Origin of the sequence: Streptomyces longhuiensis (genome assembly GCF_020616555.1) — a bacterium.
Classification (GTDB): Bacteria; Actinomycetota; Actinomycetes; order Streptomycetales; family Streptomycetaceae; genus Streptomyces; species Streptomyces longhuiensis.
Genome location: NZ_CP085174.1, coordinates 86,856 through 108,059 on the forward strand (window position 1 = coordinate 86,856; position 21,204 = coordinate 108,059).

At 68.0% G+C, this 21,204-nt stretch carries 17 protein-coding genes and 4 pseudogenes; 11 read left to right on the forward strand and 10 right to left on the reverse strand.

The annotated features are described in order from the left end of the window. The first annotated feature begins 92 nt into the window (after positions 1 to 92). The 9 genes from LGI35_RS45375 (at position 93) to LGI35_RS45415 (ending at position 7,926) form a co-directional block, all read left to right on the forward strand. Entirely contained in the window at positions 93 to 602 is a 510-nt protein-coding gene (locus LGI35_RS45375; protein ID WP_227300875.1) for an Asp23/Gls24 family envelope stress response protein, read from the forward strand. Between the two features lie 73 nt (positions 603 to 675). Then, on the forward strand, positions 676 to 861 hold the full coding sequence (locus tag LGI35_RS45380; RefSeq protein ID WP_227300876.1) for a hypothetical protein: 186 nt from the start codon (positions 676 to 678) through the stop codon (positions 859 to 861). After that, the gene (locus LGI35_RS45385; RefSeq protein ID WP_227300877.1) at positions 858 to 1,835 is read left to right on the forward strand and encodes a DUF6286 domain-containing Asp23/Gls24 family envelope stress response protein; all 978 of its coding nucleotides are present in this window, start codon (positions 858 to 860) and stop codon (positions 1,833 to 1,835) included. Before LGI35_RS45380 ends, LGI35_RS45385 begins: the two co-directional genes overlap by 4 nt. After that, a complete protein-coding gene (locus LGI35_RS45390) occupies positions 1,835 to 2,416 on the forward strand; it encodes a hypothetical protein (RefSeq protein ID WP_227300878.1) in 582 nt (193 codons plus the stop codon). Before LGI35_RS45385 ends, LGI35_RS45390 begins: the two co-directional genes overlap by 1 nt. Before the next feature lie 603 nt (positions 2,417 to 3,019). Continuing rightward, entirely contained in the window at positions 3,020 to 3,232 is a 213-nt protein-coding gene (locus tag LGI35_RS45395; protein WP_227300879.1) for an IS3 family transposase, read from the forward strand. Between the two features lie 146 nt (positions 3,233 to 3,378). After that, the gene (locus LGI35_RS45400) at positions 3,379 to 5,061 is read left to right on the forward strand and encodes a sulfite oxidase (protein ID WP_227300880.1); all 1,683 of its coding nucleotides are present in this window, start codon (positions 3,379 to 3,381) and stop codon (positions 5,059 to 5,061) included. Positions 5,062 to 5,316: 255 nt separating this feature from the next. Then, positions 5,317 to 6,113, forward strand: a protein-coding gene (locus tag LGI35_RS45405; protein ID WP_423835789.1) for an IS5 family transposase whose coding sequence is annotated in 2 segments (ribosomal slippage) — positions 5,317 to 5,649 and positions 5,652 to 6,113 — 795 coding nt in all. Because the reading frame shifts where the segments join, the coding sequence is not laid out codon by codon here. A gap of 218 nt (positions 6,114 to 6,331) precedes the next feature. Beyond that, complete coding sequence (locus LGI35_RS45410; RefSeq protein ID WP_227300881.1) at positions 6,332 to 6,982, forward strand: fasciclin domain-containing protein; 651 nt, start codon at positions 6,332 to 6,334, stop codon at positions 6,980 to 6,982. 410 nt (positions 6,983 to 7,392) lie between these two features. Next, positions 7,393 to 7,926, forward strand: a complete 534-nt coding sequence (locus LGI35_RS45415) for a DJ-1/PfpI family protein (RefSeq protein ID WP_227300882.1) — start codon at positions 7,393 to 7,395, stop codon at positions 7,924 to 7,926. 139 nt (positions 7,927 to 8,065) lie between these two features. Here the strand turns inward: LGI35_RS45415 and LGI35_RS45420 are convergent, their stop codons facing one another. Together LGI35_RS45420 and LGI35_RS45425 are read right to left on the reverse strand one after the other, a co-directional pair. Beyond that, positions 8,066 to 8,269 carry a helix-turn-helix domain-containing protein gene (locus LGI35_RS45420; RefSeq protein ID WP_227300883.1) on the reverse strand — a complete coding sequence of 68 codons (204 nt, stop codon included), beginning with the start codon at positions 8,267 to 8,269 and terminating at the stop codon, positions 8,066 to 8,068. 522 nt (positions 8,270 to 8,791) lie between these two features. Next, positions 8,792 to 9,496 carry a TetR/AcrR family transcriptional regulator C-terminal domain-containing protein gene (locus LGI35_RS45425; RefSeq protein ID WP_227300884.1) on the reverse strand — a complete coding sequence of 235 codons (705 nt, stop codon included), beginning with the start codon at positions 9,494 to 9,496 and terminating at the stop codon, positions 8,792 to 8,794. Between the two features lie 113 nt (positions 9,497 to 9,609). Between LGI35_RS45425 and LGI35_RS45430 the strand changes: the two genes are divergently transcribed. Then, positions 9,610 to 10,155 (forward strand): hypothetical protein, encoded by a 546-nt coding sequence (locus LGI35_RS45430; RefSeq protein WP_227300885.1) that lies wholly within the window; start codon positions 9,610 to 9,612, stop codon positions 10,153 to 10,155. Between the two features lie 294 nt (positions 10,156 to 10,449). Here the strand turns inward: LGI35_RS45430 and LGI35_RS45435 are convergent, their stop codons facing one another. The 3 genes from LGI35_RS45435 to LGI35_RS45445 form a co-directional block, all read right to left on the reverse strand. Then, entirely contained in the window at positions 10,450 to 10,611 is a 162-nt protein-coding gene (locus tag LGI35_RS45435; protein WP_227300886.1) for a hypothetical protein, read from the reverse strand. Between the two features lie 43 nt (positions 10,612 to 10,654). Further along, positions 10,655 to 11,488 (reverse strand): aldo/keto reductase, encoded by an 834-nt coding sequence (locus tag LGI35_RS45440; protein WP_227300887.1) that lies wholly within the window; start codon positions 11,486 to 11,488, stop codon positions 10,655 to 10,657. A gap of 395 nt (positions 11,489 to 11,883) precedes the next feature. After that, positions 11,884 to 12,984: an NAD(P)/FAD-dependent oxidoreductase gene (locus tag LGI35_RS45445; protein ID WP_227300888.1), complete on the reverse strand. Its 1,101-nt coding sequence runs from the start codon at positions 12,982 to 12,984 to the stop codon at positions 11,884 to 11,886. A 734-nt stretch (positions 12,985 to 13,718) separates the two neighbouring features. Between LGI35_RS45445 and LGI35_RS45450 the strand changes: the two genes are divergently transcribed. After that, complete coding sequence (locus LGI35_RS45450) at positions 13,719 to 14,000, forward strand: hypothetical protein (RefSeq protein ID WP_227300889.1); 282 nt, start codon at positions 13,719 to 13,721, stop codon at positions 13,998 to 14,000. Positions 14,001 to 14,547: 547 nt separating this feature from the next. On the opposite strand, the pseudogene LGI35_RS45455 reads toward LGI35_RS45450, so the two are convergent. From LGI35_RS45455 to dnaE, 5 genes and pseudogenes are all read right to left on the reverse strand, one after another. Continuing rightward, positions 14,548 to 14,994: pseudogene (locus tag LGI35_RS45455) on the reverse strand (MDR/zinc-dependent alcohol dehydrogenase-like family protein); the annotation flags it as partial. 267 nt (positions 14,995 to 15,261) lie between these two features. After that, positions 15,262 to 15,393, reverse strand: a pseudogene (locus LGI35_RS45460) (DJ-1/PfpI family protein); the annotation flags it as partial. Positions 15,394 to 16,040: 647 nt separating this feature from the next. Continuing rightward, positions 16,041 to 16,487 (reverse strand): annotated as a pseudogene (locus tag LGI35_RS45470) (MDR/zinc-dependent alcohol dehydrogenase-like family protein); the annotation flags it as partial. A 267-nt stretch (positions 16,488 to 16,754) separates the two neighbouring features. Continuing rightward, positions 16,755 to 16,886, reverse strand: a pseudogene (locus LGI35_RS45475) (DJ-1/PfpI family protein); the annotation flags it as partial. 407 nt (positions 16,887 to 17,293) lie between these two features. Next, positions 17,294 to 20,893, reverse strand: a complete 3,600-nt coding sequence (gene dnaE / locus LGI35_RS45485; RefSeq protein ID WP_227300890.1) for a DNA polymerase III subunit alpha — start codon at positions 20,891 to 20,893, stop codon at positions 17,294 to 17,296. Positions 20,894 to 21,204 lie beyond the last annotated feature (311 nt).

Here is a 21,204-nt window from a genome sequence, read left to right on the forward strand (position 1 = left end):
AGGGCGTAACAACCGCCGCCGGGCGGTGTCTGACCAAGTAGCAGCAACTCGCAGCGTCCGCCGATGGCGGCGCTTGATGGAGGGATCTTGCCATGACCACGCAGCAGACCGCCCCGGCGTCCTCGAACGCCTCCCGCGTACAGACGGCCAAGGCATCGCCGACGCCGTCCGCGACGGCGGTGAGCATGGGAGTCACGGGTGCGAACGAACCGGCTGGCAGCCGCGGCAAGACCTCGATCGCCGACGTGGTCGTGGTCAAGATCGCCGGAATGGCGGCACGGGAGATCCCGGGTGTGCACGACATGGGCGGCGGCCTGTCCCGCACCATCGGCGCGGTCCGCGACCGCGTCCCCGGCGGCCGGACCAACGTGGGCCGCGGCGTGAAGGTCGAGGTCGGCGAGCGGCAGACCGCCATCGATCTGGACCTGGTCGTCGAGTACGGCGTGTCCATCACCGACGTGGCCGGCGACGTACGGGAGAACGTCATCGCGGCCGTCGAACGGACCACCGGCCTCGAGGTCGTCGAGGTCAACATCACCGTGAACGACGTCCACCTGCCCGAGGAGGACGACGCGACCCCGGCCGAGGCCCGCGTCGAGTAACACCCGCACGGACAAGGTCATACGGCGTGCGACACCGGCCCTTGTGCGGGGCCGGGCGGGGAGTGGACGAGGAATGAGCAGAGCATTCACCGGAATGATCGCGGGGATGGCGCTGGCCTTCGCCGGGTACTTCGGCGGCTTCGGGGCGTTCCTGCTCGTGGCCGCCCTCGGCGGGGCCGGCTACGCGGCCGGAGCCTGGCTGGAGGGCGGCGGCCAGGTGGAGGACCTGCGGGAGAAGTTCGTACGGAGCCGGCGATGACCGGCCCGGCCCAGCGGGGCACGACGGTCATCGCCGACAAGGCGGTCCGCAGGATCGCCGAACGGGCGGCCGAGGAGGTCCTGCCGGTCCCTGCCTCCGGGACCGGCAGGGCCTCGGTGGCCGTCCACGGGCGACGCGCCGCCGTCGCGCTGCGCGTCGCCCTGCCTTATCCGGCGGCGCTGTCCGACACCGCCCGCAGGGTGCAGCGGCACGTGGCGGCCCGGACCGGCGAACTGACCGGTCTGGACATCCGTGCGGCACGACTGACCGTCACGCGGCTTGCCCTGTCCTCGACGCGGACTCCCCCGGTGGCGCAGGCGGAGGAGATGCCGGACCAGCGGCGCCCCCCGCGGCGCTGGTGGTCGCAGCGGCGAGTCCCGATGACCGTCGTAATCCTGCCCGTCGCCGCGGCCTGCGCCGCCGTCACCGCCGATGTGATCCGGGTGCATGCGACGGGCCAGGGCGCCGCGGCGTGGCGGATGACTGTGGTGTCCTGGCTCGCCGGCCACGGGCCCGGGGACACGTCCGTCGTCGTCGCGGGTGCTGTCGTCGCTCTGCTGGGCGTGTGGCTGATCGTGCTCGCGCTGACGCCCGGACGCCGTCAGCAGATGCCCCTGTCCGTGGCCTCGCGCGAGTGGAACGCCTCGGTCGACCGTGCGACGGTGGCCACCTTGATCCGGGACGCCGTCGGAGACGTGCCCGGCATGGACACTGTCGACGTACGGGCGCGCCGGCGACGCGTGCGGGTCCGGGCCCGCCTCGCCTTCGGCGACCCTGATCAGGCCCGCGACCAGGCGACCACCGCCGCACGACAGGCGCTGGCGGCATGCAGGCTGGGCCGCACCCCGCGGCTGAAGATGACGGTCACCCCGGAGCCCACGTGGCAGCCTCCCTCCGAGACCCCGGCCCCCGAGACCCAGACCCCGGCCGACCCGCAGCTCACCGGCGAGGTCACCGCGGGAGGTGAGCGATGATGAGGGAGCCGCGCAGTACCGCCAACCGCACCGTTCTGGCCGTCACGGGACTGGCGCTGGCTCTCGGTGGCCTCTGGTTGGCCACCGCCCGTACGTCCTTCGCCGCGCACCTGCCCGGCGGATGGCCCGTCCCGTTCGCCGGCAGTGTGCTGCTGGATCGCGAAGGGCTGGCCACCCTGCGCGGCCACGACTGGTGGACGCCCGCTGTCCTCGCGGCCGGCGTGTCGGCCACTCTGCTCCTGGCCCTGTGGCTGCTCAGCCAGCTCCACGTCCGCAACCGCTCCCGACTACCGCTGGCAGCGCCGGGCAGCGCGCTGCGCACCCACGCGCTGGAGTGCGCCGTGAGCGAGCGTGCCGCCGCCATCGACGGCGTCGCCCGCTGCCGCGTCCGCATCCACACCCGGCGCCGGCGCCTGCGGCTGCGGATCCACACGTGGCTCGCCCCTGACACCGCCCCCGAAGCGGTCCTCGACGCACTCACCGCGGTCACCGCGGAACTGGAGCGCGCCACCGCCCCGTACACCGTCGAGACCCGCGTACGACTCAGCCACCGCACACACCGCATGCAGCACGTCCGCTGACACCGCCCACCCTCCGGTGCTCTCACCTCACGCACCGCACCGCGCGCGCCGCCAGTCGCCGCTCCCCCGGCGCATGGCGCACCGGATCGCGGACGCCCAGTTCACGACCGCCCAGGGAGCCGGGGAGGAAGCGATCAATCCGCACCGGATTCCCGGCGACGGAGGCGGATGGATGGCTCTCACGGATCTCATCTTTGAGGGATTGTCATGCAGAGTCGAGTCCGTCGTGTTGCCTTAGCGGTTACTGCCGCCGCCATGCTGGCGGTGATTGCGAGGCGGAACGGCTTCACACGCCGCGGCCCGAAGGCCACGCTCGCCCCGGACCTGGTGAAGCGGGACTTCACCGCGAAGGTGCCGAACCGGCTGTGGGTCACCGACCTGACGATGACCCCGGCCGGTGAGGGGCGTTGTGGCTCTCCGCGATGCGTGAGCGTCTCGCGCCCTGTGGTGGCCCTGGGGAGACCTCCGCCAGCGCGGACGCCGACCTGGTCCTGACCACTCTGGAGTACGTCCTCGTGTCCCGAGAGGTCGAGCCCGCAAAGCTCATCCATCACGCCGACCACGGCTGCCTCGTACGACAACGCTCTCGCAGAGAACTTGTGGATGCTGATCAAGGCGGAGTGCGTGCGCGGTCGCGTCTTCGCGACCAGGGCCGAGGCGAACCCTGCGCTCTTCGAGTACATCGACGGCTTCTATAACAGTCGTCGCATCCAGGAACGGCTCGGCTGGCTCAGTCCGATCGAGTTCGAGGAGCAGCACTACACCAAGCAGGCGACGGCCGAACCGACGGACCTGAAACCCGTCAACCGGCTCTGACCAGCTGATCAGTGTCTCCCGCACAGCGGGGGAACCTCAGTTGTCGCCTTTGGCTGATCGAAGGTTGTTACTTCTGTGGAACGGCGCTGCGCATCTCGATGGTGTGACGGACCAATCCGGGCGCATCCGCAGAACGGATTCCGGTCATGGACCATGACACGCCGAACTCGCCGCTGCGCGGCATCAAACGCCTGGCGCTGGGAGCCCTGAGCGGTCTGCTCGCGGGGTACGCCGCCATCGCTGTCGCCGAACTGGTTTCGGCGGCGGTGCGGCCCGAGTCGGGGCCGGTCATCGCGGTCGGTGGGGCGGCGATCGACCGGACCCCACCGGGGGTGAAGGACTGGGCGGTCCGTCACTTCGGCACGAACGACAAGCTCGTGCTGCAACTCGGCATCCTGGGCGTCCTCACCCTGCTGGCGCTGATCCTGGGGATGGTGGCCACGCGGTGGCGGCTGATCGGCTCCCTCGGCGTTCTCGCGTTCGGCGTCGTGGGGGCGCTCGCGGCCACGGGCCGGCCGGACTCGACAAGCGCGACCGACGCCTTGCCGTCGGTCGTGGGCGCAGTGGCCGGCGCGGGGCTGTTGTACTGGCTGATCGGACGTCTGGGCTCCGTGCCGCACCCGGCGGAACCCCGTGTGGCGGGCACCGGGGACGGCGTTGAGGCCGAGGCCCGCGACGGCGCGGAAACCGCTCCCACGCCCGGCGCGGGCGGCTCGCCCGTCACCGACAGCACCGGGTGGGACCGGCGAGGGTTCATCCTGGCCGCGACCGCCGCGGCGGCGGCCTCCACCGGGTCCGGTCTCGCCGGCCGTGCGCTGAACGGCTCCCAGGGTCAGAATGCCGTTGCCTCCCGCAAGGGCGTCGTGATTCCGGCGCCGTCGTCCTCGGCTGCCCCCGTGCCCAAGGGTGCGGCCCTGCGCATCGACGGGATCAGCCCGTTCATGACGTCCAACGGCGACTTCTACCGGGTCGACACCGCGCTCGTCGTCCCCAAGGTCGACGCCACATCCTGGAAACTGCGCATCCACGGCAAGGGCGTGACGCGCGAACGCACCGTCACCTTCGATGACTTGCTTAAGATGCCGCTCATCGAGCGGAACATCACCCTCACTTGCGTCTCCAACGAGGTCGGCGGCCCCTATGTCGGTAACGCCCGCTGGATCGGCGTGCGCCTGGCCGACCTCTTGGAAGAGTGCGGGGTGCGGCCGCCGTCGAAGGGCGGCCCGGCCGATCAGCTGGTGGCCCGGTCGGTGGACGGCATGACGATCGGGAGCCCGGTCGAGGACGTGATGGACGGTCGGGACGCGATGCTCGCTGTCGGTATGAACGGCCAGCCTCTGCCCTTTGAGCACGGCTTCCCGGTGCGGATGGTGGTGCCGGGCCTGTACGGCTATGTGTCGGCCTGCAAATGGATCGAGGACATCGAGCTGACCACCTTCGACGCCTACGACTCGTACTGGGTGAAGCGGGACTGGGCGCAGCGTGCGCCGATCAAGACGGAGTCGCGGATCGATACTCCTAAGCCGTTCGGGCGTCCGAAGGCGGGGACGGTCATGGTTGCGGGTGTGGCGTGGGCGCAGCACCGCGGCATCGACAAGGTCGAGGTGCGCGTCGATGACGGGGAGTGGCAGCAGGCTCGGCTGGCCGCGCAGGACACCCGGGACACCTGGCGGCAGTGGTCCTATGCCTGGGATGCGACCAAGGGCGGTCACACATTGACGGTGCGGGCCACCGACCGCACCGGCGAGACGCAGACCGAGAAGCGCACTCCGACGATCCCCGACGGCGCGTCCGGCTGGCACTCGGTCGTCGTCACTGTCGACGCGTAGCCAACCGGGAAGAACTACGTTCAGGAAGCGGCGATGAGGATCCTTACGGCGGGCGGGGCGGGCGCGCATGAGTTACTGGTGTCGTCACCCGGTTCACACCGCGTTCCAGCGGTACACCCTGGGCGGCCGATTCAATACACGCAACTTCCGCATGCAAAAGCTTCTGTTCAGTTTCAGTGTCGGTCTGCTGCTGATGACGAGAGGTGCCTAAGAGATCATCTCAATTGGAGATGCCGGTAGTCTGATGCTGTGTTGCTGACTGAGCGTCTGGTCCCTGATGGACTGTGGGAGTTGTTCCAGCGGGTGGTGCCGAAGGCGCCGACTCGGCCGCAGGGTGGTGGTCGGCGCCGCCATGGGGACCGTGAGGTGTTGGCGGCGATTGTCTTCGTGGCCACGACTGGGTGCACGTGGTCGCAGGTCCCGCCCGTGTTCGGGCCATCCGGGGCCACGGCTCACCGCCGGTTCATGGAGTGGAGCCGACAACGGGTCTGGGCGAAACTGCATCGTCTGGTGCTGGACGAGCTGGGGGCTCGAGGCGAGCTGGACTGGTCACGATGCGCAATCGACTCGGTGAACATGCGCGCCCTGAAAAGGGGGACCTGACGGGTCCGAATCCTGTAGATCGGGGCAAGTATGGTTCGAAGATCCACTTGATCACCGAGCGGACCGGACTGCCGCTTTCCGTCGCTATCTCCGGCGCCAACCTTCATGACAGTCAGGCCCTCGAACCACTCGTGCGCGGCATCCCACCGATCAGATCTCGGCGCGGTCCACGCCGCCGGCGCCCCGCCAAGCTTCACGCCGACAAGGCCTACGACAACCGTCACCTGCGGAAATGGCTCCGCCTACGCCACATAACACCGCGCATCGCTCGCAAGGGAGTTGAGACGTCACAGAAGCTGGGGCGTCACCGGTGGACCATCGAACGCACCATGGCCTGGCTCGCCGGCTGCCGACGTCTCCACCGCCGCTACGAGCGGCAAGCCATCCACTTCCTGGCCTTCACCAGCATCGCCTGCACCCTCATCTGCTACCGCAGACTCACCAATTGAGATGATCTCTAAGGGGCGGGTCAGCGGCGGTCTGCCCCACGACAATCCCTGCCAGCGCCCGCGGGCACCAGAGCATCTGAGCCTCCTGCCCGGCCGAGTGTCCTCATTCGTACGCGCATCACTCGTTCGGGATTTCACCAATCCGCGGCCTGGGCTGCTCCGGATTCCCGGTGATGGAGGCGGATGGCCTCCACGGTTCTGATCTTTGAGGGATTGTCATGCAGACTCGAGTCCGTCGTGTTGCCGTTACTGTTGCCGCCGCCGCCATGCTGCCGCTGGCGCTGACCGCCTGCTCCGACAGCGACTCCAAGGACAAGGCGTCCGACAGTTCGTCGGCTGCCGCGTCGAAGGGGTCGGACATGGCCAGCCCGTCCGACGACATGACCAACGCCGACGAACCGTTCGGACCGGCGTGTTCGTCCGTGCCCAAGGACGGTGCGGGTTCCTTCGACGGCATGGCCAAGGACCCGGTCGCCACTGCGGCTTCGAACAACCCGGCGCTGTCCACGCTGGTCACGGCTGTGAAGAAGGCCGGCCTGGTGGACACGCTGAACAACGCGAAGAACATCACTGTCTTCGCGCCGACCAACGACGCCTTCGCGAAGATCCCGAAGGCCGACCTCGACAAGGTCCTCAACGACAAGGCCCAGCTCACCAAGATCCTCACCTACCACGTCGTGGGCCAGAAGCTCGCGCCCAAGGACCTGGAGAACGGCTCGTTCGACACGCTGGAGAAGTCCAAACTCACGACCTCGGGCTCCGGCGAGAACTACAAGGTCAACGACAGCGCGAACGTCGTCTGCGGCAACGTGAAGACGGCCAACGCCAACGTCTACATCATCGACTCCGTCCTCATGCCCAAGAGCTGAGTCCGCTGAGCCGGCAAGCCGCGCTGGCAGACGGCACGACCTGCGCATTCAGTTCTGCGCTCACCGATCCAGGTGGCGCTTGGGCGTTGCGGAACAGGTAGCTGGTGGACGGCCTAGAAGACCGTAGCGGGGGTCCTCGGGTCGGGTTGTGTCCGGGCCGGCGGGGCGAGTTGGGGGCTCGAAACGGCAGCGCCCACTCGCCCCGCCCGCCCTCGTCGTCCCCCAATGGAACGGTGCATTCAGTAGTAGGCGTGCAACTGAGAGCCTGAATGCAAGGTCGGCTGCCACGCGCAGGGGGAGGCCGGATGAACGCGGCGACGGTCATGCTCTGCCTGCCGCTCGGCCTGGTGACGGCAACGTTGGGGCGTCTCGTTCACACCAAACGCCCCCGCATCTCAGTGTTATAGACCGTGCTGGCTGCCGTTCTGGCAGCGCTCGCAGGCACCGCACTCGCAGCCGCTTTTGTACCGACGGATACCGCAGGCGTCTCCTGGATCACCCTGGTTTGGCTGCACACCGGCGAGATCAACGCCCGCCAGAGCGACATCAACCCCGCCGGCACCATCTCCGTCGACAAGAAGGTCGCCGACGCCTCCGTTGGCGACTATGACGCGCTGCTGCTCCCGGGCGGCACCATGAACCCCGACCAGCTGCGCACCGACCCCGACGCCGTCAGCTTCGTGCGCGAGTTCATGGGCACCGGCAAACCCGTCGCCACCATCTGCCACGGACCCTGGACGCTGGCGGAAGCCGACGTCGTACGCGGCCGGCGCCTCACCTCCTGGCCCAGCATCCGCACCGACCTGCGCAACGCCGGCGCCGACGTCGTCGACGAAGAGGTCGTCGTCGACCGCCAGCTCATCACCAGCGGTGGCCCCCACGATCTGCCCGTCTTCTGCAACACCCTCATCGACCGCCTGGCCGAAACACTCCAACCCGCCTGAGCAGCCCCAGCGACGAGTAGGCGCGGGTGACTTAAACATCAGCTCGCCGACCTGGTGGCTGCTGGCGGCGAGGTCGTCCACGACGGCGCGCAGCGCAGGGTGTCGAGGGCCGTCAGGCCGCTGCCTGGTCACGGCAGAACTATGAGCTGGGCTTGCTGCGGGTGTCGCCGCCGCGCCCGCGCAGAGTGACACCTGCCTCGATGAGGATGCGGTAGACGAAGCCATAGGAGCGTCCAGTGCTGCCCGCGATGCTCCGTATCGAGGCGCCGCCTTCGTATGCGGCCTTCAGCTCCGCGGCCAGCGTGTCACGTGCCACGCCGGTGATCCGCCTGCCCTTGTCCATGACCGTCTCCTTCGCCGTCCGAAGGGCGATCATCGCGCACACTACGACGGTCCGTCAGGGGATCTGCCAGCTTCGACCACGGCCCATTCCCCTCGCGCGAACCCGCGCCGGTGCCAGGGCAGCTCGGGATGCTCCTGGTGAAAGACGCTAGCAATGCCTCAGACGTCGAAGGTCTCGTCTGCGGCGATCCTGCGTGGCCATCGCGCGGACGGGCCTGTGGATGCGGAAGCTTGAGCGCAGGCACCCGGGCCCGGGCTGAGGAACCCGCCAACGCCAGCTGCGGCCACAAGCCCCGCACACGATACGAGGGGCAGCCTCGGTCACAGGACAGTCCCGTACAGGGGCGGCGGTCGCCGGAGATCGCGTAGCGGCGGGCAGCGAGGGCGGGCGATTCTCCCACCTGCCCGCAGGGCGGTCATATCGGCCCGAGAGGGGCTCCCATCTTCCGACCCGCGGGGCGTCAGCGCCCGCCCGAAGCCGCGGAGAAGCCCTCCCGGTCTCCCCCGGCCTGCCGGGCGGCCCTCACGGGATCGGGGTCAGGGTGGCCTGCAGCCCGGTGAGGAGGATGTCGAGTCCGCGTTCGAGTTCGGCGGCGCCGTCGTAGGCGGCGAGGACCGAGGCCAGACCGCGCAGGAGAGGGAACTCTCCGATGGGTAGCCGGTGCAGGCCCAGGCGGAGCAGGTCATCGCTCTCCTCCGGGTTGTCGACGAGTTCCTGCAGTTCGTTCAGGACGTGGCCGTGCAAGAAACCGAACAGCGCGCGGTAGATGTGTAGGGCGTCAGATCCGCTGAAGCCGGCCCTGGTGAGCAGGGCTAGGACGGCCTCCAGCGGACGCAGAGTGCCGCGGGGGCGCAGGGCCAGGGGGGTGGCCATGGGCCGGGTGACGAGCAGGGGTACGACGTGTGGATGGGCGAGTGCGAGGCGGCGGTACTGGCGTGCGACGGTGCGTAGTTGAGCGATCCAGTCGGTGGCGGCAGGGTCTACCGTCAGCTGGGCGAGGACGGTCTCGGCGACGCCGTCGAGCAGTGCCGCCTTGTTAGATGCGTGGCGGTAGAGGCTCATCGGGTCGCGCTCCAGTGCGCGGGCCAGGCGGCGCATGGTGAGCCCGTCGACGCCGTCACGGTCGATGATCTCCAGTGCGCAGGCCAGCACCCTGTCCCGGGTGAGTCTGCCGTTGGAGTACGGGCCGGATCCCTGGACGACTGGGGCGGTCGGGGAAGAGGCCATGTCAGCACTTCCTCTCGCAGAGGCCGACACCGGATGCCGAATCATCCTGTAGATCTACAATGTAGATACCACTGTAGTCGAGGAGCTACGATGTAAATCCTCTGGAGTGCGTCATGATCATTATTCTCGGGATCATCCTCCTGATCCTGGCAGCGATCGTCGCGGCGGCCGGAATTTTCAGCAACACGGGCAGCGGGCACGCGCTCACCAACACGTTCGCCCTGTTCGGTCACGACATGACCGGCTCCACCGGCACGCTCTTCCTCTACGGCATCATCGTCGGGGCCGTGGCCATGCTGGGGCTGGGCTTGCTTCTGACCGGCACGCGCCGCACCTCCCGCCTGGCCGCCGAGGCCCGCCACGGACTCAGGGAGTCCAACCGTGAGAACGCGGCCCTGCGCAAGGACCGTGGCACCATGAACGACCATCGAGGCAGCGCCCGCGGCGTGTCGGCGGCAGCCGGCAAGGATCGCGACGACCTCGCCGAGCAGCGCGATGATCCGATCAGCCGGCGGGAGCGTGACCGCCAGGACCGTGGCCGCGCCCAGTCGCCCGGCGCGCGGGACGAGGAAGCCCCTGGGGCTGAAGGCGAACGGGCCCCGGGAGACGGCCACCACCGTTGGCCCCACCTGCTCGGGCATCGGGCCGCCCACCGGTAGGGCGCCACCCGAGCCCGCGCACCGGCTCACGAAGGGAAGCGGAACGAGCCGGTGCGCTGTTCGCCCAACTGCCTTCCGTCGAGCAACTCGACGTCCTCGCCCACAAACTCCCCCGAAGACCAAGCTGCCTTGTCCACCCCGACGCGTCGGACTGATCCTGACCCAGCCCGAACGTGTCTGCCTGGAAGCGGGGTTGCTGGGCAGTCCGGCCGACACGGCCGTATGGGGGTGAGCGCCGGCCCATGCACTGCTGTGGTCCGGCAGTTGTCGCCCTCTTTCCGTACAGAACGCCCCTCACGGGCTCATGACTGCGGCCCGCCAGAAGGCGTCGGGGTGGTGCTGATCATGCCGGGGCGGGTCGCGCTGGGCCATGCCGACGAGCGCAGAGGAGACGGTCAGGTTGTCCCGAAGGATCTCCTCCTGGCGCTCGAGGAGCCACCGGCGAGGCCCACCCACCCGGCCCCGTGCGGAGCGCGGTCGGGCGCGCGCCGCAGCGGTGTCACAGCATTTCCAGCGGCCGTTTGCTGCCCGGCGGCGGGAACGCCCGCTCCAGGGTCGCGAGGTCCTCGGCGGTCAGGTCCACCTCCAGAGCCGCCCTGTTCTCCTCGACGTGCCCGCGGGAGGACGCCTTCGGGATCGCGATGACGTCCTCGTGCCGCAGGACCCACGCCAGGGCGATCTGCGCGGGCGTCGCACCTTGGGCAGCGGCCACCTCCCGCAGCGCCGTGTGGTCGAGCAGACGGCCCTGCTCAACCGGCGAGTACGCCATGATGGGGATCGACAGTTCACGGCACCTGGGCAGCAGACTGTGCTCGGGCCCTCGACGGCTGAGGTTGTACAGCACCTGGTCGGTCTGCGGCTCGGCTCCGGGCGGCAGGTCCGCGAGATCCTCCACGTCCAGGTTGCTCACCCCCCAGGAACGGATGGCACCCTCCCGCACCAGGGACTCGAACGCCTCGACCGTCTCCTCCAGCGGCACGGCTCCGCGCCAGTGCAGCAAGTACAGGTCGATCCGGTCCGTGTGCAGACGGCGCAGGCTCCCCCGGCACGCCTCGGCCACTCCGCGGGCGTCCGCGTGGGAGGGGAGCACCTTGCTGACCAGGAAGACCTCGTCGCGCCGTCCGGACACCGCCTCGGCCACCACTTCCTCCGCCGCGCCGTCCCCGTACATCTCCGCGGTGTCGACGAGGGTCATCCCCAGGTCCAGCCCGGCGCGCAGGGCCGACACCTCGGCCGCGCGGCGCCCGGCGTCCTCCCCCATCCCCCAGGTGCCTTGACCAAGAGCCGGGACCGCAACCCCGCGGGGAAGGACTACTGTCCGTGGATCCGCCATGGCTTCCTCCTGGCTGAGACGGTGGCCAAGACTGCCGACCACCCACTGCACCACGACATACATCGCAGATCAGATGGAATCTTCTCAGGCCGGAATGGAATTCTCCGTAACGCCCCTCCCAGAGGTGAACGGCGCTGTGCCCTGTACGCCGAACGGCTCTGAGCCGGTGCTGGAACGGATGGCCCCGGGCACAGTGGATCTGTCAGAACCGGTTCCCTGCCCGGTCTCGACGGTCAAAACTTCGGGATCGTGAATAAGTGCAACCAGCCGAGCGCGCAAGAGTTCTCTGAACCGGGCTGACACGAAATGGCGGCCTGCGGAAGGCTGGGGTGTGCCGACTTCGTCGCCCGTCGTCGCCCGGTCGTCGGAGCGGGCTGCGCCAACTGTTGGGGCCTTCAGTGAGGCTGGCCGAGTGCGGCCGCCGGACGCAGGTTCTCCTCGAGTTCCTCGGCCATGGCCGCGCCGGCCAATGCCCGTCCCAGCCGAGGTGCCTGTTTGAACAGGTTGTGCCCGGCGACGAAGAAGATTCTGTCGGCTTCCCAGACCGCCATGCCGTCTTCGCTCCACGGCAGGCTTGTCACCCAGCAGCGCAGGTGCTCGACGGGCTCGGGGTCGAGGCCCGGCAGTGCGCGGGAGACGTACGCGCGGGCGCGGTCACCGAGTGCCGCCAGTTCTTCGGGGTCCACGAAGCTGCCGTCCTCCCGAACCTGGACCGTTTGGCTGAGGCCCACCGCATATCGGCTGTTGCCAGGATAGGGGGCTGCGTAGACACCAACCTCCCCGAAGTCGCCGCTGCTGTCCTGCAGGCAGGCGACCCGTTTGGGGGGCGCTCCCCTGACCTGGAAGGTGAGGCGGATGTGGGCTGCCGGCCGTATCGGTAGCGAAAGCCCCACGTTGCGCGCCAGCCGCGCGGTGCCCAGGCCCGCGCACACCACGGCCGTTGCGTACTCTTCGCGGCCGACGGCGCTGAGCACCTCCACCGTGCCGCGGCCCGTCGGATGCAGCGAGATGACCTCGTCGGTGACCACAGCGTCACCCAGCGCGTCCACCAGGCTCTCAACCGCGACACGGGTGCGGATGGCACCGCCGTCCTCCTCGAGCATCGCGGGACCGCGGTAGTCGGCAAGCAGCGGCATGCGGGCGTGAAGTTCGGCGCTGTCCAGGGTCCGGACCCGTATGCCGCCGGCATCCTGCAGAATGCGCAGTCTCTCAGAAACGGAATCTCCCAGGGCGACCGCTCCGTCCTGGGAGATCAGTTCGGCGCCCAACCGGTCGGCCCACTCGTCCCAGACGGCGCGGCCCTGCCGGGCGAATTCGACCAGGCGGGCGTCGTCGTGCGCGTGGCGGAATATGCGGGACTGGCCATTGGACTGCCCGTGGCCTGGAACGCCGCTTTCGTAGACCCTCGCCGTCGTCCCGCGTTCGGCCAGTGCATAGGCGGTGCAGAGTCCGACGATGCCGGCTCCTACCACGGCCACCTCGGGAACCCGGTCCATTCGATCGCCTCACTTCGCGTCCCGGAGCTGTCCCCTACGGAGCAGGGGTTAGGTTCATCTGTCGCCGCCCGAACTGGTGGGTTACTAGGCCGCATGGGCGGCACTGACAGGCTCTACGTGAGCGGCGGAACCGCGTCTTCTTCAGCCTTACACCGGTCCGAAATATGTCAACCGCGACCTCACATGGCGCGGCCGAAGACCGACCGGCGGAGAGTCGCGGGGTCGGATGTCCTCGTCGAGGCCTGATATCCGAGCAGGACATCGGCCGGGCCGGTGACTCCGTGGCTGCCGTGAGCTTCCTCCGCTGTGCGGCAGTCGCTGATCAGCAGGTCAGGGAGGGCTGGCGGGGTTTCAGGTTCGTTCGTTCAGCGGATACCTGGTCGGCGTAGTACGTCTCCTCGAAGTCGATCGGGCTTATTAGGTAGCCGAGCCGCTTTTGGATGCGGCGGGGCTATCGAAGCCGTCGACGTTCACTTCGTCAGGGCGACGCCAGCGCCGCAACCTCGCCACGACTCCGGCAACCTCCCCACCTGTACACGGTGGCGCGCGTATGAGGCAGGCGGACCCGGCAGCGCGATCACCGGCACCGGCCTGGCTTGGAAGTGCGACGCGAACGGCCCAGGAGGGGCCGTGAGCTGCCGTAACGCCGCCCGACTGTCATCCTGGAAGGCTACTCCGTCCCTCCAGCCCGCCGGACGGAGTACGGCCCAAGGACACGGCGAGCGGAGGCCATCATGCTGATCAGCCACAGCGTCGACGGCGGCGCCCTGCACGTGACCCTGCACCACAGCGTCGACGTCAACACCCGGGCCGCGGCCGCCGTTGAGATCGAGGCCCTTGTCCACACCCACCGGCCCCGCCGCGTCACCGTCCAGGTCCCCGCGGGAGAACCGACGCCCGCCACGCTCAGCGTCGTCGTCCGCGCCCATCGCATGTGCAAGAGCCTCGACATCCCCCTCAACCTGGCCGGAGCCACCACGGCGGCACAACGGCTCTTGACCGCGAACACCGCCTAGACACCTCCCCCGGCCGGAAAGTCCGATGCGCGGATCCAGGCCGGTCTCGCGTTGGCAACCCGGACAATCCACATGGCGTTGAATCCGCGTCACCGCAACGACAGTTGAGACTGATGCAGGGTGTAACGGCAACGCGTGCCTGAGCTCGTCGCCGGGTCGCCCAACCCGTACATCGTCTCCGGTCTCGTCGCTAGCCTGCACTCCCTGCGGAGGTCGACGAGTGGCGTGGGAAGGGCATCGCGCGCCCTGGTCGCCGAAGCGGAGAAGGTAACGGGCTCGGATCCCGCGGGGAAGCTGGGCGCGGCCGTCATGTACTTCACGCCCGAACCGGACCTGACGGACTTCTACGCCGGGCTCGGCTTCACGTTCTCCCCCACGGCATCGGTACATCTGCCACGGCCCGATCAAGGACTTCCGCTTCTCGCTGAAGCCGTGGCGCCGGCGTCACGATGTAGCCCATGCCACCCCCTACGGCCAAAGCCAACGCGCGAAAGCCAGGTTCCCGGTGTCTGCGGGGCGGGCCTTGGCCCCGGGATGGCCCAGTCGGTCAGCTCGAGCCGTTGGGGTGGAGGACGACCTTGGTCCAGCCGTCGTCACGGGCGTCGAAGTGCTGGTAGCCGTTGGGGGCCTGGTCCAGCGGTGGCTTGGCCTTGCCCTGCTCTATCAGGGCGCACAGCTGTCGGTTGTATGCCTTGACGTTGGCCTGGCCGGTCCCCATCGACTGGCCCTTAATCCAGTGCAGGCCGTAGTCGAAGGCGACCTCACCCTCCGCCTTATACAGCTTGTCCGGGCTCCCCGGGTCGTGCGGCACGAAGACACCCACGCCCCCGATCGTCCCGGTGAACTTCACCGAGTGCACCAGGTTGTTGAGCGTCAGGTTCGGGTGCTCGACACCCTGAGGGTCGTGCGCCTGGTAGCCCACGCACTCACACCCACGGTCCGCCCCCAGACCGTGGGTGAGTTCGTTGATCTGGTCGATCGGCGAGGCCTTGGACAGTGCTAGCGCCGTCCAACTCGGCGTATCAGCCCGACAGATCGCTGGTTGTGGTCGCGGACGGTCAGCATTGCCAGCTTGCCACCGACCGCGACCCCGTCCGGTTCACGGACGGGGTCTGGCGTAGCTGGTCACTTCGCCAGTGGACGGCGTGATCTGGATCAAGCATGTGCCTGCCCTGCGCCCCCGGAGCACCAGACCAGCCAGCGGCGGTGCAGCCCCCGGACGGGGCGGTCGGGCAACTAGCCCGCTAGGCCCGGCACAGCACTAGCGTGACGCCCCGGTCTTGGCGAACTGGTCGACGATGGCCCGACAGAAGGCCGGCAGGTCCGCCGGCGAGCGGCTGGAGATGAATTGTCCGTCGATGACGACTTCCTCGTCGACGACCTCGGCGCCGGCGTACCCCGGCGAGATCCAGGCACGGCCAGGACGCGGCCACCGACCGGGCCCGGCGCCGTCCTCGACGGCCTCCCGCCCTGGCTATGTAGTGAGACGGGAGGCGTTTGTTGTCTGGTGCTTCGCCCGGATCGGTGATCAGCAAAACCGATTGCCCGGGCGCGGGACAGTGCGCAGAATCTCCGCTGCGATCTCTCAACGTCGCGACCGCCACCGTCCGGACTTCGCAACTCACATTGAGGATCACCGTTTTGAGCCACGTCATACGTGAGTACCGCCCTGCGGACGAGACGTCCTGGCTGCGCTGCCGGGTGCTCTCCTTCCTGGGAAGCGCCTACTTCGACTGCAGCGCAGGCAGTCCTCCACCTCATCGAGCTGGAGGATGATCTCGGTGAAGCTGGGCGCGGCCGTCATGTACTTCACGCCCGAACCGGACCTGACGGACTTCTACGCCGGGCTCGGCTTCACGTTCTCCCCCACGGCATCGGTACATCTGCCACGGCCCGATCAAGGACTTCCGCTTCTCGCTGAAGCCGTGGCGCCGGCGTCACGATGTAGCCCATGCCACCCCCTACGGCCAAAGCCAACGCGCGAAAGCCAGGTTCCCGGTGTCTGCGGGGCGGGCCTTGGCCCCGGGATGGCCCAGTCGGTCAGCTCGAGCCGTTGGGGTGGAGGACGACCTTGGTCCAGCCGTCGTCACGGGCGTCGAAGTGCTGGTAGCCGTTGGGGGCCTGGTCCAGCGGTGGCTTGGCCTTGCCCTGCTCTATCAGGGCGCACAGCTGTCGGTTGTATGCCTTGACGTTGGCCTGGCCGGTCCCCATCGACTGGCCCTTAATCCAGTGCAGGCCGTAGTCGAAGGCGACCTCACCCTCCGCCTTATACAGCTTGTCCGGGCTCCCCGGGTCGTGCGGCACGAAGACACCCACGCCCCCGATCGTCCCGGTGAACTTCACCGAGTGCACCAGGTTGTTGAGCGTCAGGTTCGGGTGCTCGACACCCTGAGGGTCGTGCGCCTGGTAGCCCACGCACTCACACCCACGGTCCGCCCCCAGACCGTGGGTGAGTTCGTTGATCTGGTCGATCGGCGAGGCCTTGGACAGTGCTAGCGCCGTCCAACTCGGCGTATCAGCCCGACAGATCGCTGGTTGTGGTCGCGGACGGTCAGCATTGCCAGCTTGCCACCGACCGCGACCCCGTCCGGTTCACGGACGGGGTCTGGCGTAGCTGGTCACTTCGCCAGTGGACGGCGTGATCTGGATCAAGCATGTGCCTGCCCTGCGCCCCCGGAGCACCAGACCAGCCAGCGGCGGTGCAGCCCCCGGACGGGGCGGTCGGGCAACTAGCCCGCTAGGCCCGGCACAGCACTAGCGTGACGCCCCGGTCTTGGCGAACTGGTCGACGATGGCCCGACAGAAGGCCGGCAGGTCCGCCGGCGAGCGGCTGGAGATGAATTGTCCGTCGATGACGACTTCCTCGTCGACGACCTCGGCGCCGGCGTACCCCGGCGAGATCCAGGCACGGCCAGGACGCGGCCACCGACCGGGCCCGGCGCCGTCCTCGACGGCCTCCCGCCCTGGCTATGTAGTGAGACGGGAGGCGTTTGTTGTCTGGTGCTTCGCCCGGATCGGTGATCAGCAAAACCGATTGCCCGGGCGCGGGACAGTGCGCAGAATCTCCGCTGCGATCTCTCAACGTCGCGACCGCCACCGTCCGGACTTCGCAACTCACATTGAGGATCACCGTTTTGAGCCACGTCATACGTGAGTACCGCCCTGCGGACGAGACGTCCTGGCTGCGCTGCCGGGTGCTCTCCTTCCTGGGAAGCGCCTACTTCGACTGCAGCGCAGGCAGTCCTCCACCTCATCGAGCTGGAGGATGATCTCGGTCTCGTCAATCGGGTTGGTCACGCCACACCCTGCCAAATGTCCGGACCGAACGAGCCCTTGATGTCGGAAGCTACTGTCGCGGCGTTCACCATCAACCCGAGCTGGTAGACGGTCGTCTTGGCCACCCCTCGGACCGCGAGGCGCACGGGGTTGTCGCCCGGGTGAGCGCCGATGATGCGCCCGAGTTCCTTGACGGACCTTTCGTTGATGCGGTGATACGGCAGGACGAGCTGTACCGGAGCCGCGCCCGTTCGCTCCGCGGAGGACACGTCGAGTGTCTGGAGCTCCTGCCCGAAAATACTGAGCGTGCCGTCACGGTCGTTGAGGCGGCCCTGCACCGAGACCACGGCGTCCTCAACCAGGGCGCCGGCGACGAGTTGGTAGGTGGCGGGGAAGAACAGCACCTCGATCGTGCCGTCACGGTCGGCCAGGTTGACGATCGCCCACGCATTGCCCTGCTTCGTCATCTTCGGCTGCACGCTGGTGATCAGGCCAGAGAGTCGGACCACCCCCTCTGTTCGCCCTGAGGCGATCAAGTCGACGATGGTGGTGTCGCGATGGGCGGCGAGGAGATTCTCGGTGCCGTCCAGCGGGTGCGCAGAGACGTACATGCCCAGCATCTCCCGCTCGGTGGCCAGGAGTTGCCTGCGGGGCCACTCCTCTTCGCCGATCTGCACCTCCATGCCAAAACCGGCGGCGTCTGCCGCGTCGTCGCTGCCCAGGCCCGCGAACAGGTCGTCCTGGCCGTAGGCGGCGGCCTTCTTCAGCGGAACGACGGCGTCGATGGCCATCTCGTGAGCGGCGGACAGACCTCTACGGGTGTGCCCGAGGGAGTCGAACGCGCCGCCCTTGATGAGGGACTCGACGGCGCGCTTGTTCAGGGCAGGGAGGTCGACCTTGTCGAGGAAGTCAGCGAAGGAGGCGTACTTCCCGCCGGACTTGCGGCCCGCGATGATCGACTCGATGACGTTCTCGCCGACGTTGCGCACGGACAGCAGGCCGAAGCGGACGTCGTCGCCGACGGCCGCGAACTCGGCCAGCGACTCGTTCACGTCGGGCGGAAGAACGGTGACGCCGAGCTTGCGGGCATCGGCGAGGTAGATGCCGGCCTTGTCCTTGTCGTCGCCGACCGAGGTGAGCAGCGCGGCCATGTACTCGGCCGGGTAGTTCGCCTTGAGGTAGGCGGTCCAGTAGGAGACCAGGCCGTATCCGGCGGTGTGGGACTTGTTGAAGGCGTATCCGGAGAACGGGAGCATGACGTCCCAGATCGCCTTGATGGCCTCTTCCGAGTAGTTGTTGGTCTCCATGCCGTCGTGGAACTTCTGCCACTCGGCGGCCAGGACCTCGGGCTTCTTCTTACCCATGGCGCGGCGCAGCATGTCGGCGCCGCCGAGCGTGTACCCGGCTAGGGTCCGGGCGATGGCCATGATCTGCTCTTGGAAGATCAGCAGGTGGTGGGTGGAACCCAGGATCGGGTCCAGGACCTCCTTGAGCTCCGGGTGGATCGGGGCTGGCTCCTGTTTGCCGTTCTGCCTGAGGGCATAGTTCGTGTGCGCGTTGGCGGCCATCGGACCGGGCCGGTACAGGGCCAGGGCGGCGGCGATGTCCTCGAATCGGCTCGGCTCCATCAGCTTCAGCAGGGCGCGCATGCCGCCGCCGTCGAGCTGGAAGACACCGAACGTGTCGCCTCGGCCGAGGAGCTCGAAGGTCTTCTTGTCGTCGAGCGGGATGACCTTGACCCTGTCATCGCCGTTGCCCGGGTCGACGGTGGCCAGGTGGACGCCACGGTTGTCACGGATGTTCTTCAGCGCGTGGTCGATGACGCCCAAGTTGCGCAAGCCCAGGAAGTCCATCTTGACCAGCCCCATGTTTTCGCAACTGGGGTAGTCAAAGCCGGTGATCTTGACGCCGTCCTTGGCGCGCATGTGCAGCGGGATGCGCTCGGTCAGCTTGGTCTTGGACAGGATGACCGCGGCGGCGTGCACGCCGGTGCCCCGTGTCAGTCCCTCGACACCCTTGGCGGTGTCGATGACCTTCTTGACGTCGGGTTCGTTCTCGTACATCGCCCGGATCTCGCCCGCCTCGCCGTAGCGCGGGTGGGCGGAGTCGAAGATGCCGTCCAGCGGGATCGACTTGCCCATGATGTCCGGCGGCAGCGCCTTGGTGATCCGCTCCCCATGCTGGAAGGGGTAGCCGAGGATCCGCGAGCTGTCCTTGATCGCGTTCTTGGCCTTGATCTTGCCGAACGTGTTGACCATCGCCGTGTACTCGTCGCCGTACTTCTCGGTGACGTAGCGGACCATGGTGTCGCGCTGACGGTCGTCGAAGTCGAGGTCGACATCCGGCGGGTTGATGCGCTCGGGGTTGAGGAACCGCTCGAAGAGCAGGCCGTGCTCCAGCGGGCACAGTTCGGTGATACGGGTCGCGTACGCCACGATCGAGCCGGTCGCCGAGCCTCGGCCCGGTCCGACCGGGATGCCGTTGTCTCGGGCGTACTTGCAGATGTCGGCGACCACGAGGAAGTACGAGGAGAACCCCATCGGACCGATGATGCTCATCTCGGTCTCGAAGCGCTCCATGACCTCGTCGGGGATGGGGGCGCCGTAGCGCATCTCCAGTCCCTTGAGGACGTCCTTGCGCAGCCAGGACTCCTGCGTCTCCCCTTCGGGGACGTCGGGGAACTGCGGCATCTCGTCGACGTTCTCGAAGACGGCGTCGTAGGACTGGACGCGCTCGGCGATCAGCAGCGTGTTGTCACACGCCTCCGGCATCTCCGAGAACAGCTCACGCATCTCGGCTGCGGTCTTGAGGTAGTAGTCGTTGCCCGAGAACCGGAACCGCTTCTCGTCGGCCTTGTTCTTGCCGACGCCGATGCACAGCAGGTTGTCGTGCGCATCGGCCTGGTCCGCGTGGATGTAGTGCGCGTCGTTGGTCGCCAGGAGCGGGATCTTCAGCTCCTTGGCAAGGCGCAGCAGACCGTCCCGGACCTGCTTCTCGATCGACAGCCCGTGGTCCATCAGCTCCAGGAAGTAGCTCTCCCGGCCGAAGATGTCCTGGTACACGGCCGCGACCTCGCGGGCCTCGTCGTACTGGTTCAGACGCAGCCGCGTCTGGATCGCACCGGAGGGGCAGCCGGTGGTGGCGATGATGCCCTCGGCGTGCTCACTGATCAACTCCATGTCCATGCGCGGCTTGCCAGCGGGGAACTGGCCGGTATAGCTGGCCTCGGTGGACATGTAGAAGAGGTTCTTCAGGCCCTGGACGTTCTCGGCCCACATCGTCATGTGGGTGAAACGGCCGCCACCGGAGACGTCCTTCGACCCCTCACCGTCATCCGACATGGCCCGCTGACCGCCGGGACCCCAGAACTCCTGCTTCCGGTTACGACGCGAGGACGGGGCGACGTACGCCTCGATCCCAATGATCGGCTTGACGCCGTCGAAGCCCTTGGACACCTGATGGAACTCGTACGCACCGAACATGTTGCCGTGGTCGCTCATGGCGACCGCGGGCATGCCCTGACGGTCGACTTCGGCGAACATCGGCTTAAGCTTCTGAGCGCCGTCGAGCATCGAGTATTCGGTGTGATTGTGCAGGTGAACAAAGCTGTCAGCCACCGGGCAGGCACCTCCGGGGTGGGTCGCGGGAAGCCCTCACCCTAGCCCTCCGCGAAGATCAACATCGGTCGCTTGAGACTCCCCCGAGAACACCGAGAAGGCACCGCGCTGGGTGACCTCGGAGGATCACGCAACGGAGCCACAGCAGTGGGCTGCGTGTCCGAATTGGGTGGATCAGGCAAGCCGACATGGAGTGCGCTAGAGGGCCGAGTCCCGCTATGCGATGGGAGCGCGCGAGCTCGACGGCCAACAGGCCGTTGCGGTGTTGGAAGAGACGTACTGGCTGAGAGAAGGGCGAGCCATCCGGACCG

What these genes read in the sequence shown, in the direction of transcription:
- LGI35_RS45375 (WP_227300875.1), top strand. Translation starts at nt 93, where the DNA reads ATGACCACGCAGCAGACCGCCCCGGCGTCCTCGAACGCCTCCCGCGTA.
- LGI35_RS45380 (WP_227300876.1), top strand. Translation starts at nt 676, where the DNA reads ATGAGCAGAGCATTCACCGGAATGATCGCGGGGATGGCGCTGGCCTTC.
- LGI35_RS45385 (WP_227300877.1), top strand. Translation starts at nt 858, where the DNA reads ATGACCGGCCCGGCCCAGCGGGGCACGACGGTCATCGCCGACAAGGCG.
- LGI35_RS45390 (WP_227300878.1), top strand. Translation starts at nt 1,835, where the DNA reads ATGAGGGAGCCGCGCAGTACCGCCAACCGCACCGTTCTGGCCGTCACG.
- LGI35_RS45395 (WP_227300879.1), top strand. Translation starts at nt 3,020, where the DNA reads ATGCTGATCAAGGCGGAGTGCGTGCGCGGTCGCGTCTTCGCGACCAGG.
- LGI35_RS45400 (WP_227300880.1), top strand. Translation starts at nt 3,379, where the DNA reads ATGGACCATGACACGCCGAACTCGCCGCTGCGCGGCATCAAACGCCTG.
- LGI35_RS45410 (WP_227300881.1), top strand. Translation starts at nt 6,332, where the DNA reads ATGCAGACTCGAGTCCGTCGTGTTGCCGTTACTGTTGCCGCCGCCGCC.
- LGI35_RS45420 (WP_227300883.1), bottom strand. Translation starts at nt 8,269, where the DNA reads ATGGACAAGGGCAGGCGGATCACCGGCGTGGCACGTGACACGCTGGCC.
- LGI35_RS45425 (WP_227300884.1), bottom strand. Translation starts at nt 9,496, where the DNA reads ATGGCCTCTTCCCCGACCGCCCCAGTCGTCCAGGGATCCGGCCCGTAC.
- LGI35_RS45430 (WP_227300885.1), top strand. Translation starts at nt 9,610, where the DNA reads ATGATCATTATTCTCGGGATCATCCTCCTGATCCTGGCAGCGATCGTC.
- LGI35_RS45440 (WP_227300887.1), bottom strand. Translation starts at nt 11,488, where the DNA reads ATGGCGGATCCACGGACAGTAGTCCTTCCCCGCGGGGTTGCGGTCCCG.
- LGI35_RS45445 (WP_227300888.1), bottom strand. Translation starts at nt 12,984, where the DNA reads ATGGACCGGGTTCCCGAGGTGGCCGTGGTAGGAGCCGGCATCGTCGGA.
- LGI35_RS45450 (WP_227300889.1), top strand. Translation starts at nt 13,719, where the DNA reads ATGCTGATCAGCCACAGCGTCGACGGCGGCGCCCTGCACGTGACCCTG.